The 13,228-nt window shown below is 56.0% G+C and carries 12 protein-coding genes; 3 read left to right on the top strand and 9 right to left on the bottom strand.

The genetic code is table 11. The features are described from left to right. Window positions 1-6 precede the first annotated feature (6 nt). Window positions 7-405 carry a GNAT family N-acetyltransferase gene (locus tag ABD890_RS07025; protein WP_345087265.1) on the bottom strand — a complete coding sequence of 133 codons (399 nt, stop codon included), beginning with the start codon at window positions 403-405 and terminating at the stop codon, window positions 7-9. Between the two features lie 102 nt (window positions 406-507). After that, on the bottom strand, window positions 508-1,266 hold the full coding sequence (gene mddA / locus ABD890_RS07020; RefSeq protein WP_345087263.1) for a methanethiol S-methyltransferase: 759 nt from the start codon (window positions 1,264-1,266) through the stop codon (window positions 508-510). 177 nt (window positions 1,267-1,443) lie between these two features. On the opposite strand from mddA, the gene ABD890_RS07015 reads away from it, so the two are divergent. Both ABD890_RS07015 and ABD890_RS07010 read left to right on the top strand, forming a co-directional pair. Further along, entirely contained in the window at window positions 1,444-2,037 is a 594-nt protein-coding gene (locus ABD890_RS07015) for a TetR/AcrR family transcriptional regulator (protein ID WP_345087261.1), read from the top strand. 156 nt (window positions 2,038-2,193) lie between these two features. Continuing rightward, complete coding sequence (locus ABD890_RS07010; protein ID WP_345087259.1) at window positions 2,194-4,056, top strand: hypothetical protein; 1,863 nt, start codon at window positions 2,194-2,196, stop codon at window positions 4,054-4,056. On the opposite strand, the gene ABD890_RS07005 is transcribed toward ABD890_RS07010, so the two are convergent. The 7 genes from ABD890_RS07005 to ABD890_RS06975 form a co-directional block, all read right to left on the bottom strand. Next, complete coding sequence (locus tag ABD890_RS07005) at window positions 4,041-5,042, bottom strand: alpha/beta hydrolase (RefSeq protein WP_345087257.1); 1,002 nt, start codon at window positions 5,040-5,042, stop codon at window positions 4,041-4,043. The genes ABD890_RS07010 and ABD890_RS07005 overlap by 16 nt on opposite strands. Before the next feature lie 9 nt (window positions 5,043-5,051). Further along, on the bottom strand, window positions 5,052-5,696 hold the full coding sequence (locus tag ABD890_RS07000) for a hypothetical protein (RefSeq protein WP_345087255.1): 645 nt from the start codon (window positions 5,694-5,696) through the stop codon (window positions 5,052-5,054). Window positions 5,697-5,733: 37 nt separating this feature from the next. Further along, window positions 5,734-6,240, bottom strand: a complete 507-nt coding sequence (gene mscL, locus ABD890_RS06995; RefSeq protein WP_345087253.1) for a large conductance mechanosensitive channel protein MscL — start codon at window positions 6,238-6,240, stop codon at window positions 5,734-5,736. Window positions 6,241-6,391: 151 nt separating this feature from the next. Further along, window positions 6,392-6,808 carry a hypothetical protein gene (locus ABD890_RS06990; protein WP_345087251.1) on the bottom strand — a complete coding sequence of 139 codons (417 nt, stop codon included), beginning with the start codon at window positions 6,806-6,808 and terminating at the stop codon, window positions 6,392-6,394. A 112-nt stretch (window positions 6,809-6,920) separates the two neighbouring features. Next, window positions 6,921-7,859 (bottom strand): sugar phosphate isomerase family, encoded by a 939-nt coding sequence (locus ABD890_RS06985; RefSeq protein WP_345087249.1) that lies wholly within the window; start codon window positions 7,857-7,859, stop codon window positions 6,921-6,923. A 48-nt stretch (window positions 7,860-7,907) separates the two neighbouring features. Further along, window positions 7,908-8,657, bottom strand: a complete 750-nt coding sequence (locus ABD890_RS06980; RefSeq protein ID WP_345087247.1) for a PIG-L deacetylase family protein — start codon at window positions 8,655-8,657, stop codon at window positions 7,908-7,910. A 216-nt stretch (window positions 8,658-8,873) separates the two neighbouring features. Next, window positions 8,874-11,003, bottom strand: coding sequence for a carboxy terminal-processing peptidase (locus ABD890_RS06975; protein ID WP_345087245.1), 2,130 nt, complete (start codon window positions 11,001-11,003; stop codon window positions 8,874-8,876). A gap of 338 nt (window positions 11,004-11,341) precedes the next feature. Here ABD890_RS06975 and ABD890_RS06970 point away from each other — a divergent pair, with 338 nt between their 5' ends. Next, window positions 11,342-13,180: a sigma 54-interacting transcriptional regulator gene (locus tag ABD890_RS06970; RefSeq protein WP_345087242.1), complete on the top strand. Its 1,839-nt coding sequence runs from the start codon at window positions 11,342-11,344 to the stop codon at window positions 13,178-13,180. The last annotated feature ends 48 nt before the right edge of the window (window positions 13,181-13,228 follow it).

Raw genomic sequence — 13,228 nt, 5'->3', positions numbered from 1 at the left:
TGACTCTTAGCTGCGCGGAATGATCCAGCACGAGTCGTGCTTTTCCATACCAATGTGCGGGTAATAGCTGGCCGCCTTCGGTGCTGCCAACAGAAGCAGAATCGTATGCTTGCCGGCTGCTTCATGGGTTCGCGAGATTAACTCTTTGCCGATGCCCTGCTTCTGGAATGCTTCATCCACCGCCAGATCGGCCAGGTACGTTGCATGGGCAAAGTCGGACATGCTGCGTGCGATTCCTATCAATCGGCCTTCGCTGCGGGCAGTCACCAGGATGTCGGCATTGGCGACCATCTTGCTCAGCTTCTCACGATCGTTGGCAGGACGACGTTCAGCCAGGGTGGAACGTAGAAGCACATCCAGGTACTCGTCGACTGAAAGATCCGGCTCGATGTTGTATTCGATCATGAAGGGCAATCGCAGGGTGACAAAAGAAAGAACCGCTGGCTAAGACACACAGGTCCGCCAGCGGTTCATCATAGTTCCGCGGATCGTCTTTCACCAAGGTGGTTAGGCAACCAGCGTTTCCTTGCCTGGCTTGCGACCGAAAAGGCGCGGGATGAACATCGGCACGGTCTGTTGATACTCGCGGTAGTCGTCGCCATGGAACTCGACCAGGTCACGTTCTTCGACAATCGCGGCCAGGCCCATGTAGGCGGTCATGCCGACGGCAAACAACAAGTGGCCAGCGGTCATTGTCGGCGTGAACCAGAAGGCTGCCGTCCAAGCCAGGTACAGCGGGTGACGAACGATGCTGTAGAGCAGGGGAGTACAAAATGGCAGCGGGCTGTATTCGCGTTCTTTCATGTGCAGCCAGGCCTGACGCAGTCCGAACAGATCGAAGTGATTGATCATCAAGGTGACGACCGGCACCATCGTGAAACCGATCAGGTACAACGCCCATAGCAAGGTCCGCATCGCTGGGTTCTGGACTTCCCAGATCACGATGTCGATCCCTTGCCAGCAGCCCATAACAATCGCCAACACCACGATCGAAGCGAAAACGTAGGTGGCTCGCTCCATCGGTGCTGGGACAATCTTTGTCCACATCTGCTTAAATCCTGGCCTCGCCATGATCGAATGTTGACCAGCAAACAACAAGATCAGGGCAACGTCGATAGCGATCGCGCCGGCCAGAGGAAGGCTCGAAGGTGTATCGATGGTCACGGGAACCAGGATGCCTGCGAGAAACGCCATGAAGTACGCGGCAATTGCCAGGAAGCCCAAGTAGCCAAGGATCGCGTAAAGGAAGGTGAATGTTCGTGCCATGATCGGATGCCTTTTCGTTTAGTCGAATGAGCGAGTGGTTGTTGGTTCATCTCGGCGGCCAGTGCCAAGACACGACATTATCGGGGAAGGAGGGGATTCATCGCGTTTACTTCTGGTACACTTCTGGTTGACTCGTGGTACACCTATGAGTCGGGCAAAAGTGCTAAGGGGGAAATTATGGTCAAAGTGCCAACTCGGGACCGCTTGATCGAGGCCGCGAGTAACCGCTTCTATCGCGATGGCTTTCGCAATGTCGGTATCGACCAGATTCTGACCGACGTAGGTATCAGTAAGACCGCGTTTTATAAACACTTCGAGTCGAAAGACGACCTCTTGTTAGCCGCGCTCGACGAAAAAGGGGACTGGCTTTATTCGATGTGCCAGAAGGTCGTCTGGGAGCGAGGTGGTCCGACACCGGAAGGGCAACTTCGCTCGATTTTCGATCTCGTCGATATGTTCCTCGACGACGAAAAATTTCATGGCTGTTTCTTTGTTCGTGCCGCCATGGAGTTCCCTTTGCCGCAAGAACCGGTCTTTCAGGCCGCCGCCCGTAACAAGATGACCGTCGAGGTGTTCATCACGCAGTTGGCTCGGAACTGTGGCGTTGAGCAGCCAGAGGACCTTTCGCGAAAGCTCTGCCTGATCATTGAAGGGGCGTACGTGACCCGGCACGTGACCCAGAACCGCGATACCAAGCGGATGACGCGCGAACTGGCCGACATGATCATTGCGGAAGCTCTCGACAGCCGTTCGGCCGAACCCACCGCTTAGTCGGCCGAAATCTTTCTATCGCAAATCTGTATCAGGCTCCCTGATCGTTCAGTCGTCTGCAAAGTAAACTAGGGAGCTGGTGATTCATGCTTGCAATCGGCACTTTCAGCCGAAGACCAGGCTTCCTCTGACTTTGTTCTCGACCTTGTGAGTTCTATGCAGTCGATTCCCGCGATCGATCGTCGCCACTTCCTGGCATCTCTGCTCGCTTTCGGCAGCTTGCCGTTTTTCGATTCGATCGCCGAAGCGGAAGTGGCTGCGGCATCATCTGGCGACGATGCCCTGGTCCGCTGGTGGCCAATTCAAAAGAGGCCGGCCTCCGTTATTCGCACCACTCCGATCGAAGACCTGCCGGTGGTGCATGGCGAAGATGGCCAGCAATCGCAAGGAACCTTCGGGGCTCTTTCAATGTTGCTGCAATCGCTTTCGGGGCTTGCCGCTCAGGCCGTCAACGAAGGACGATCGGACGAGCTGATCTGGATCGAAACCAATCATCCGGCTTACCGGCGTTGGTATCGAGAAACGATCGAGCGGACTGGCATCGTCGACCAAGGGCAGCTCGATGTGTGGAAGTTGTTGGCTCGCTGTCAGCAGCGAAATCTGGTGAAGGGCTACGTCTTGATGCGGCTCGATCGGTCCGAAGGAGCCGAGCACCAGGTCCGCGACAAGTCCGACGAATCGGTCAACGTCGCCACGGCGCTATGCGGTGTGTTAGGAGCGATTCTGGTTGACGAAAGCTTGGAAGAACAAGTCCGCGAGCTCGGCTTCGAGAAGCTCGCCGATGCCCGGCAGATTTCGTTGGCGGAGTGCTTTGAAACGTATCGCGATCAATTCAATCGAAGTTTGATTCTGGCTCAGGACCCGCGCAAGCCGTTCATGCGCGAGCTTTCCATTGCCCATCGCTGTCTGGTTATCCATGGTCAGGCGAAGCCTGTTCCACAGATCTTAAGTTGGCTGAAGCCCCTTAGCAGTGTGCTTGGCTGGAATGCCGGAGACGAAGGTGCCCAGGTTCGTCAGTTCTCGGAATATGGTCACGTCCTGACGGTCTCGGACTGGGCCCATGGGATTCCTCTACTGTCGGTTGCCTACGACGAACAAAAACTGCCGCAGGTCGGGGGCATCGATCCTGCGAAGATCGATTGGTCGTGGCAGGGGCCATGCCATGCGATGGTGATGAGCGACGGCGACAACGTTCAATGGGCACTCGGCGATCTCACCGAGACCTCGCGTCGTGAGTTCTGGGACGACCCGACCCATGGCTGGTTGCCGTTTTCCTGGACGACCCCGACGATTCCGCTCGCTCAAGCGGCGCCGGTGGTTGCCGACTACCTCGCTCGAACACGAAAACGGAATGTCTCGCTGGTCGAGTTCGGCGGCGGATACATCTTTCCGGATTGCTTCGGACGACGACGCGACGAAGCAGATCTACTCGATCAATACGCCATCCGACTGGCGGCCTGGATGAAGGCGACCGATACCCGTGTGCTGAGTCTGCTGGTCTGGGATATCGATAGCGAAAAGGCACAGCGTGCCTATCAAACGTTGGCCAGACGCATGCCAGACCTGGTCGGGATGATCGCGATCGAGTACTCGCCCTACGAAGGAGGCGAGGGAAGAGTATTCTGGGTCGACAACGGCCAGGGCAGCCAACTGCCGGTGATGACTTGCCGCTATGCCTTGTGGGCACAAAGCAATCGGCCCAACACCGGTTCACCCAGCGAAGTCGCGGCGATGGTTCGTCGCGATCTGACGGCCGCAACCAAGCCCGAAGATCAGCTCGCTTGGACAATCGTTCATGCGTGGTCGTGGTTTCGTAATGCCGACCAGCCAGAGGAGGAAGAAGTGCGGCAGCAAGGTGCCGAACGACGAGGAGCCCGGCGTGGGCATGTCGTCGCGCATTGGTCTCAAGAGAAGCTGGGAGATGAAGTCCGCTCGGTCACGATCGAAGAACTTCTGTGGCGGCTTCGAATGGCGAAAGACCCCGAGCGAACCCGTCAGGCGATTCATTCGGAAGAGTAGCTTTTCAGGGAATGCCGCTTGGTGGCGTCTTCTTCGGCGGAGATCGCTTCGTGTTGCGTTTCGGCATCTTCGTCGCTGCCAGCGGCCAGATCGCCCTGAAAGACTTCCTCCCAAAACTCGATCGCGCGCTGTTCGTACTCTTCAGGACGGGTATGCCAACAGTTCGCGTGAGATGCCCCGCTTACTTTCCAAAATGTCTTGGGAGGTCCTGCCGTATCGTAAACGGTTTGCGAGGTGTTCTCTGGGAAAAGCTGATCTTCCTCCGCATCGATAATGAAGATCGGCCGAGGCGAGATCTGTTTGACCGCCGTGCGAGGTTCCACCAGACGCAGTCTCGTACCGAGCGACCAGTCGACGATGGTCCGTAGAAAACCCCCAATCAGCTTGCGAGGAACGCGGGTCAGCTTGTTCGCGACATGTCCTAGCATGATGGTCATGGAGACGAAGGGACTTTCGGCCAGCACACCACGGATATCGCGATCTTTCGCGGCAGCCATAATTACGCACGCGGCGCCGAGCGAAAGTCCATGCAGTCCGACCAGTCGCGGGTCGACTCCTGGCTGGCGGCGAATCCAATCGACGGCATGTAGCACGTCGCGCCACTCGAGAAAGCCGAGGGTCGAAAATCCCCCTTCGCTATCACCACGCCCACGGTTGTCGTACAGCAGCACGCTATAACCAGCGCGGAATAAGTACGATACGTGCGGCATCATTTCGAGCGAAGGGCCATCGATACCATGCACGACGACAATCGCTTTGTCACTGGACCCTTGCCAGAATCTTCCACGCAGCGTTGTTGACTTCTCGCCAGCGAACTCCACCCGCAGCGGGTCCGGCAGCGAGAAGTTGCGGGGACGATAAGGATCGACGATTTCGCCCGCCTTGTAGGTCCCGCTGAGCAGCTTGCGAACGAGGATCCTTATTCCTGCTGCAAACCCAATCAGCACGACCGTCATGATGGCGGACGTTATCCAGATATCGTTCATGATCGCTCTTTAGTTGACGCGGACCGGCGCGATACTACCGTCGGTGCGGGCAACCGGTTCGAACAGGTCGTCCGACTCGAATAGTTCCTGAGGCGTGATCATGCCTGGCTGCTGTTCGAGAACACCGGTGCCGTCATACTCTGGCTGCGACTTCAAACAGTATGCACCCAGTGCGCTGCAGAGCCAGCGGCTGTCATCTTCAATGAGTGAATCGACCGCCCGGTTCGCTTCTTCCGAGGTCAGCCAATTGACGATCCAGCCGAAGAAGTTCTTCTGCATCGCCAGGTTGGCCGTGGTGGTATAGTCGAAGTCGGTCCCGAGTTGTTTTTCCGCTGTCTCGGCGATTCGATCGGCGACTTCCGGAGTCAAACCCTTAGGCTTGCGGAAGATAACGTAGCGGTCTTCCTTGGGCCAGTACTCGACGCTCAACTTCGAACGGACAACTCCCTTAGGATAGGCCGCTTCGACGCATTCGTCTTCGCCGGTTACCACAAAGACGTGCGAAACCGTGACGTCGGAAATCTGTTTCCACTGTTGAACCTGGGCAATACCCTTCGAGAACCAACTGCCGGCATGGTTAAAGCCGATCCAGCCGCGTTCGTAGTCTTGCCCATACGTTGCCGGTGTCGTGTTGAAAATCTTAATGGGTGCCATGGTCCTATGTTAAACTCAAAAACGGGTGACATGGTTGTTAGGTTGCCGCGCCTTGCCCTGGTTCCAGTGCCGGAAGCTCGGCTGTGCAATGAGCACAACGCGTTGCCCGGTAAGGAATCGTCGACAAGCAATAAGGACACTTCTTGTTTTCGGGGTCGCCAGGTTCCGGCTTCTGGCCACCGAATGTGTCTTCCAGCCTCTTATCGAGCTGGTTCACCATGCGGATGAGCAGAAACATGGCGAAGGCGACGAGCAAAAACGAGATGATATTGTTGATGAACAGTCCGTAGTTGATCGTCGTCAGACCAGCGGCTTGGGCCTGGGCCAGCGTCGTGATCGTTTGATCCGGATCTTTTTGGTTCAACACAATGAACAAGTCGGAGAAATCGCTGCTGCCCAGCAGGTAGCCTAGGGGAGGCATGATGACATCGCTCACCAGGCTTTTGGCGACCGATGTAAACGCGGCGCCAACCGTGAAGCCGACGGCCATGTCCATCAAGTTTCCCCGCAGCGCAAACTTCTTAAAGTCGCTGATCACCCCCATGGTCCGCATCCTCGTTACGGCATGTGATTGTTGTAAGTTGCGAAGGTGCAACTCTCATGCCATTTTGGGCAACAGATGCCGGGCGCGACAATGCGAATGCGGCTTATCTACGGATAAAACCGGTGATTGGCTCGGTTTGCGAGTGTTGCGGTTAATAACCGTGGTCGAACGATTGCTGCACACTCGGTCGCATTAAAACCAGAATGGTAAAGACGCCCAGGACCGTTCCCAGGGGAAACATTAGACAGGTGGCACCAGCTACCACCATGCAAGCGGTGTAGTTCCGGCGTTTGGGAAGCAGCATCGCAATCAGTAAATTGCCGACGATCATGACCAGGTTGATGCCCATCAGTACCAGGATGAAGAGCATGAAGACCGCGCCAAAGGGACGCATCGCTTCCGGCTGCGGTCCTCCCGAAGTAAATGCGAAGACGAACAGCAACTGAATTCCCAACACGATCAAGCCCAGAACGTCGAACGCCGCCATCACGTAATAAAAGATCGACAGCATCCTCAAATGCTGCTCGTCATTGGAGTCGGTTTCGGGGCTTGGGTTGCTGATTTCCATGAACGCTTGTCGACAAAGAGTTGGACTGATTCGAAGTCAGGTTCAATTGGCATGAGCAACCATCGCAGAGGTCGCGATGATTGCTCAACCTTTGTTGGTGGACCGAAGTGCTTTAGTGCATTTCCGTTTCAACTACACCGATGCCACCACGATAGTAACTGAACGTAACGCTCGGGTGATCGGCCAGCAGTGACATCGGAACGCTGGTGTCGGCGATCCCTTTGCTGATCATCAAGGCGGACAGCCGAATGCCGAACGGATTATCGTGATGCCCTGGGTGCCAGATCGAAACGCGTTCTGCTTTCCAGGTTTCTTTCGGTCCGACCGTGCAGGCCCGAGTTGGGACCATTGGTACGTAGCCGCCACCGCTCGTACGAGCGTTTTGAATGACGGTCATCGGATGCAAGTCGGTCACGCGCGTCCCGAGGGCTCGGTAAACTTCTGGCGGCGGCGGAGCGTCGACGTATTCTCCTTCGCGTTTGGGTGGGTCGTTGAAGGCCCAGTGTTTGACTTCGCCCTGGCCTCCTTGCATCACGACGCAGCGGATGTCGTCGTAAGAGTTGGAGTACGCATCGAGGTCACCGGTTGGGAAGTGCAGATTCGCTTCCGGAATCGCCAGCTTGGAATCGATACGGTCAAAGCAAAGGTCTTTGTCGGCTTTGGCGAATGACAAAGGAAAGTCGACCGCGACTGGAATGTCGTTCGCATCGACCCATTCGTCCATGCCCCAGAAATGAGCGTCGTGCTTCTTGAGGTCGAGCCCCAGGGCGTTGACCATTCGAGCGACAAGCGGCAACTGTTCGGTCGGGCCAATCGGACCACAGATGCCGCAAGGATTGTCAGGCGTGCTCTGCTGCCAGGCTTCGATGTATTCCAGGGCTTCGGCGCAGTAAAGCTCTTCCAGCGTATCGAAAATGCGAACCTCGAAGCCGGGACGCGAGAGCTGTAGCAGGTCATCAGCAGTCAGTTTGGCGGCGTCGGCCAACAGGTGTTCGTCCAGCGTTGTGTAGTCCCACCACTGCGGTGCCACTTTGCTAATCGGTCGGGCCATCGTCGATTCCTTGCGTCTGGAGGAGGGAGGTTGTCAGTGGAGGCGCCATCAGGGGAGAAGTTCTGCGAGCAAGTCGTTCTGCGGAAACGCATGTCCGCGATGTTGCCGAAACGACTCGGCGTAGGGCTTATGGATCAGCTCGCCACGTTCGGCGGAATGCCGCTTCATGGCGTCGATGTATTCGTCCATGCCGTGATGGGCTCGTAACCAATCACGCTGCGAAGCATGGCAGGCCAGCATCTCGGCTTTGGTCTCAATCACCTCCGACACATCGATTGTCACCGTTGGTGTGACCACCTCGCCGGTGTACGGATTCTTGCCTTCGATCGGATCGGCGTAGTAGAGGTGCGGAATATGGGCATCGGCCGGCAAGGGCAGTGTCGAAGCGTTCGGAATCGGAAAGCTGAACGCGGCGCTGCGAGCCAAAAGATGCGTTTGTTCGTGATCGAGCATATAGTCTTCGCGCGGGTGCGTGATGACCAGGTGCGGGCCGATCTGGCGAAAGAGGTCGATTGCTTTGCGGTTGGTCTCTTGGCTGAAGACCACATTTACGTCCGGTTCGGCCAGCGAGTGATAGGTGCCGCCGATCAGCGTGGCCGCATCGATTCCTTCCTGAAGGCGAATCGCGGCGATTTCTTCGGGGGGAAGCTTATCGGAGCCGCAGTCGCCATTGGCCGAAGTCGCGATGTGCACCTCCCAGCCCAGCGATGCAAGGCGAATCAGAGCGCCCCCGCACAAGATCTCGGCGTCGTCAGGATGGGCCATGAAACAAAGGACAACGGGCTTGGGTGGGCTCAAGGATCGCTCCCGGTCAACAATTCAGGAAGGTAGTCGCAGGAAGGGGGCCAGGACGGCGCGAAGGAGGTGGCCAAAGTTTACCAAATGAATAGGCGATCGCCGAAAGGAATTTTCCGGTGTCCGCCAAAAAGAAGATCGCATAACACGCGCATGAAAAAAGGCCCTGAGTTACCAGGGCCTTTTCGCGTTTCGAGAGATGGCGATCGTCGGGCGAACCTAGTTGTTCGCGGCGACCTTCTGCTGCTCGAGCAGCTTGACGTAGTCTTCGGTGATCCGAATGACTTCGTCGAAGTAGTAATCGCGATCGACGATCTCGTTCGGGTCTTTATCCTCGGAGTTCACGAGGCTTTCGATTTCCTTTTCGCGTTCGCTCAGGGCTTCGTATTCCGCCATGAACTTCTTCTGGTTCAGATCGACCTGTTTCTTGTCTTTCTGTTCCAGGTAGGTGCCAATCATCTTATTCAGCTTGGCGAAGTCTTCGGAAGACTGCACACGCTGCTGCGACAGGCGATTCAGTTCGGTCACGATCGGAGCCGCGTTGGCATTGCTCTTGGGGAACTCGGTCGTGCGGACCGTATCGAACGGAACCGGGTAATCGAGGTCACCTTCGGCGATGTCCATGTTGGCGGTCAACGCTGGCAGTGGGACGTCGGCTTCAACACCCTTGAGCTGCGTGCTCTTGCCGCTAGGGCGATAGAACTTCTGCAGCGTGATCTTCAACGCACCCAGCGATGGAGGATTGACCGGGTTGGCACCCATCAGTTCTTCGCGACCCAGATCGAGCAGCGTTTGAACGGTACCCTTACCGTGGGTTTGTTCGTCACCGACAACGATACCACGACCGTAGTCCTGGATGGCACCGGCCAGAATTTCGCTGGCACTAGCACTCATCTTGCTGGTCAAAACGACCAGTGGGCCATCCCACAGCATGCCGCGGTTGATGTCCTTGTAAGGATGGACGTTGTTCTCGGCATCTTTGACCTGAACAACCGGACCTTCGTCGATGAACAAACCGGTCAGGTCGATCGCTTCGGTGAGGCTACCACCACCGTTGCGTCGCAGGTCGAGCACAACCGCTTCAACACCCTTGGTGCGGAAGTCAGCCAGCAGGCGAGCCACGTCGATCGTGCTTCGCTTGACGTTCGGGTTGCCTGAGCGAGCGGCTTCCATGTCCAAGTAGAACGATGGCAGGTCGATCCAGCCGATCTTCATCTTGCGACCATCTGGCGTGGTGGCGTCGATCACTTCACCACGAGCTTCGCTGTCGGTCAGGGCGACCTTGGCGCGGGTGATGTTGTAGATCTTGGTTTCGCCTTTACCCTTCTTCTTCACGCCCAGGCGAACAATCGAGTTGGCCTTACCGCGAATCAGATCGACCACGTCGTTCAGCTTCATATCGACCACGTCGACCATTTCACCATCGGTGCCTTGGCCCACGCTGACGATCACGTCTTCTGGTTCCAGCTTTTCTTCGGCGTTCTTTTTGCCGTGCTTGTCAGCCGCACCACCTGGGATGACCTTCGAGACCTTGCAGTAGCCATCTTCCGACAGCAGGGCAGCCCCGATGCCTTCCAGGTTCAATCGCATCTGGATGTTGAAGTTCTCCAGGGTGCCTGGCGACATGTAGGTGGTGTGCGGATCGTACGACGAAGTGATCGAAGTCAGGTAGACTTCCAACAGTTCGTCTTCGCTGGTCTGAGCGATTCGACGAGCGTAGCTGTGATAACGCTTGCCGATTCGTTCCTTGGCTTCTTCCAAGGTCTTGCCATCAGCCATTTGCGACAACAGGTCGTACTTCAGACGTTTACGCCAGCGATCGGTCGCTTCGGCGTCGTTGGCTGGGTAATCGACTTTATCGCCATCGGTCACGAACACTTCCTCTTCGTCGAAGTTGAAGTCATGTTCGGCCAGCAACTTGTCGATCGTTTCGACACGCTGCAAGGTACGTTGGATGAAGCGATCGTAGACTTTGTGGGCGAACTCGGTGTTGCCGCTACGGATCTGGTCGTCCAGCAAGTTACGGTTCACGGCGAATTCAGCGACGTCCTGCTGGGTGAAGTACAACTTCAGCGGATCCCAGAATTTCAGGAACTTGTCGAAGGCACGCTGCGAGATCGTATCGTCCAGCGGCATGTTCGAGAGATGATCGCGAAGGAGCAGTCGCGAAACCATCCGCGAGATGTGACGTTCTGGCAGGTGCCGGTTCTGACCTGCTAGCGGCCCTTGAGCAGGCGCGTCCTTGGGAGCCAAGGAGGCTGCGACCAGTGCGGCAAATGTAGCAATTACGGTAAATAGGAAGAACGCGGGATGGCGCAAGTGTGTCCAATTCCGTCGAACGTTTGCCATGATATTTCCTTATCGCAAGACGTGAGCGTAGTTTGAGCGATTAGCAGATTTGGGGGTATGCAGGAAGGGTATCCACTATCGTATCGGTCTGGGCAACTCCACTCAAGGTGAATGCTGGCTACCCTCTAGGATCGACAATCTTCTATCGATACGTCCAACAACCCACAAAAGTTGGCTGGTTTACGGATCAATTCCTGGCTTTTCCCTACCGTTTTTCGTGACCCGACTGGCAGGTTGAAGCGTAAATTCCGTAAGATAAGTCAGGTGCAAAGTTTAGTCGCAAACTCCACGGTCACATACCGTAAGTGGGGTAATACGGGGAAGTCTCGGCCAAGCTGATGGCGATTTATAGCTACCTTAAGATGATTTCGGGCAACGGTCCGGGAAAGAACTTTCCCCTAGAGGCCTCGCGCGACAACCTCATCGGACGAGGGCTGGAGTGTGATGTCACGCTAACCGATCCCCTCTGCTCGCGGGTCCACGCAGCCGTCTATTTCAAGACCGGAAAGTGGTACGTTCAGGACCGAGAAAGCCGCAACGGCAGCTATCTGAACGACCAGCCGGTCCAAGAGGCCGAACTGAAAGATGGATCGCGATTAAAAGTTGGGGACACTGAGTTTACCTTTAACCATAGTGCCCAGCCCCCCACATCGCACGATGAATTGCCCCCCAGCATCACGCAGACCATCGTCCGCAACATGCCGGTCAATCCGCAAGACACCAATCTGATTGCCCTGAAAGAACTGAAGGACTATCAGCAGGCTCAGCGGTTGTTGCTGCTACACCAGTTCGCCATCCGTTTGTTGGGCGAAGACGACCCAAATACCATCGTCCAAGTCACTTTGGAAATGGTAAAAGAGCAGACCAAGGCGGTCGTAGTCGGATTTTTATGGCTGAGCGACGACGGCAAGCTAAAGGCGAAACGAATCTACCCAGAGGATACCGAGGGGCCAGCTCCGCTCAGCGAAGCATTGACCGAAGTGGTGACCAAGAAGGGGAATGCCGTCTGGATCGCCAACGAAGCCCCTGGCGAAACCAGCAAAAAATTGACACATTTTGCCGACGCGATCTGCGTTCCGCTGATTCATAACAAGAAGACATTTGGGGCGTTGCACCTCTACCGCGAACGCGAGCGGTTCTGGCATAACGAGCTCGACTTCGCGATCTCGGTTGGCAACATTCTGACGATTGCCTTGCTGAGGGCCTGGAAAGTGACCCAACTGCAGGCCAGCTACCAGCAACTGGTCGATAAATCGGCCGCATTTGACGAGCTTATCGGCGAAAGCCCAGCCTTGGGCGAACTAAAGCAGAAAATTGCTCGCATATCGAAGGCTGGCGGCTGTGTTCTCGTCCGGGGCGAAAGTGGTAGCGGTAAGGAACTGGTGGCCCGAGCGCTGCACAAAGCTTCGAACCGGGCCGATCGGCCAATGCTCAGTGTGAACTGCGCCGCATTGCCAGAGAACCTGATCGAGAGTCAGCTGTTTGGCCACAAGAAGGGAGCGTTCACTGGGGCCGACGCGGATCATATTGGCTTTTTCCAACAAGCCGATACGGGAACTTTGTTTCTCGACGAAGTGGGCGAATTAACCCTCGATGGTCAGGCCAAACTGCTGCGGATCTTGGAAGGGCACCCATTTTTGCCTTTGGGGGCGACTAAGGAAGTCAGTGTTGACGTTCGAGTGATCGCGGCGACTAACCGAGATTTGGCGGAATTCGTTCGCGAGAAACGGTTTCGGGAAGATCTCTATTATCGTTTGAGCGTATTTGAGCTATACATTCCTCCGTTACGGGAACGGGGGACCGATATTCTTCTTCTGGCTGACCACTTTCTCGAACACTTCCGCAAGTCGCATGGTCGGCCATTATTGACCCTGTCCGATGGGGCGAAGAGCAAGCTTGCCGACTACAACTGGCCAGGCAACGTTCGCCAGTTGCGGAATGTGATCGACAGCAGTGTGGTTTTGGCCGATGGCGAGTCGATCCAGCCGCACGATTTAGGTCTTCGCGATGCTGGTCTAAGCGAGCCCGAGTCGTTAAGGTTTGACTTCTGGGAAAAGAAACTGATAGAAGAAGCCCTCTCCAGAACTGGAGGGAACATCCCGGAAGCCGTAAAATTATTGGGAACAAGCCGGGCGACACTCTATCGAAAGATCGAAGAGTACCAAATTCAGCGCTAGTAAAACGAAATGCATGGATGGCAGGGTAAAACCCTGCGGCTGAAAAAT

Origin of the sequence: Bremerella cremea, from assembly GCF_039541315.1 — a bacterium.
Lineage (GTDB): Bacteria > Planctomycetota > Planctomycetia > Pirellulales > Pirellulaceae > Bremerella > Bremerella cremea.
Note: the sequence above shows the minus strand (reverse complement) of the source record. Positions and strands in the feature narration are given on the sequence as shown.

Bases quoted from the DNA above. Each gene is read 5' to 3' on its own strand.
- mddA (WP_345087263.1), bottom strand. From the start codon at position 1,266: ATGGCACGAACATTCACCTTCCTTTACGCGATCCTTGGCTACTTGGGC.
- ABD890_RS07025 (WP_345087265.1), bottom strand. From the start codon at position 405: ATGATCGAATACAACATCGAGCCGGATCTTTCAGTCGACGAGTACCTG.
- ABD890_RS06990 (WP_345087251.1), bottom strand. From the start codon at position 6,808: ATGGAAATCAGCAACCCAAGCCCCGAAACCGACTCCAATGACGAGCAG.
- ABD890_RS06985 (WP_345087249.1), bottom strand. From the start codon at position 7,859: ATGGCCCGACCGATTAGCAAAGTGGCACCGCAGTGGTGGGACTACACA.
- mscL (WP_345087253.1), bottom strand. From the start codon at position 6,240: ATGGGGGTGATCAGCGACTTTAAGAAGTTTGCGCTGCGGGGAAACTTG.
- ABD890_RS07010 (WP_345087259.1), top strand. From the start codon at position 2,194: ATGCAGTCGATTCCCGCGATCGATCGTCGCCACTTCCTGGCATCTCTG.
- ABD890_RS06970 (WP_345087242.1), top strand. From the start codon at position 11,342: ATGGCGATTTATAGCTACCTTAAGATGATTTCGGGCAACGGTCCGGGA.
- ABD890_RS07000 (WP_345087255.1), bottom strand. From the start codon at position 5,696: ATGGCACCCATTAAGATTTTCAACACGACACCGGCAACGTATGGGCAA.
- ABD890_RS07005 (WP_345087257.1), bottom strand. From the start codon at position 5,042: ATGAACGATATCTGGATAACGTCCGCCATCATGACGGTCGTGCTGATT.
- ABD890_RS06975 (WP_345087245.1), bottom strand. From the start codon at position 11,003: ATGGCAAACGTTCGACGGAATTGGACACACTTGCGCCATCCCGCGTTC.
- ABD890_RS07015 (WP_345087261.1), top strand. From the start codon at position 1,444: ATGGTCAAAGTGCCAACTCGGGACCGCTTGATCGAGGCCGCGAGTAAC.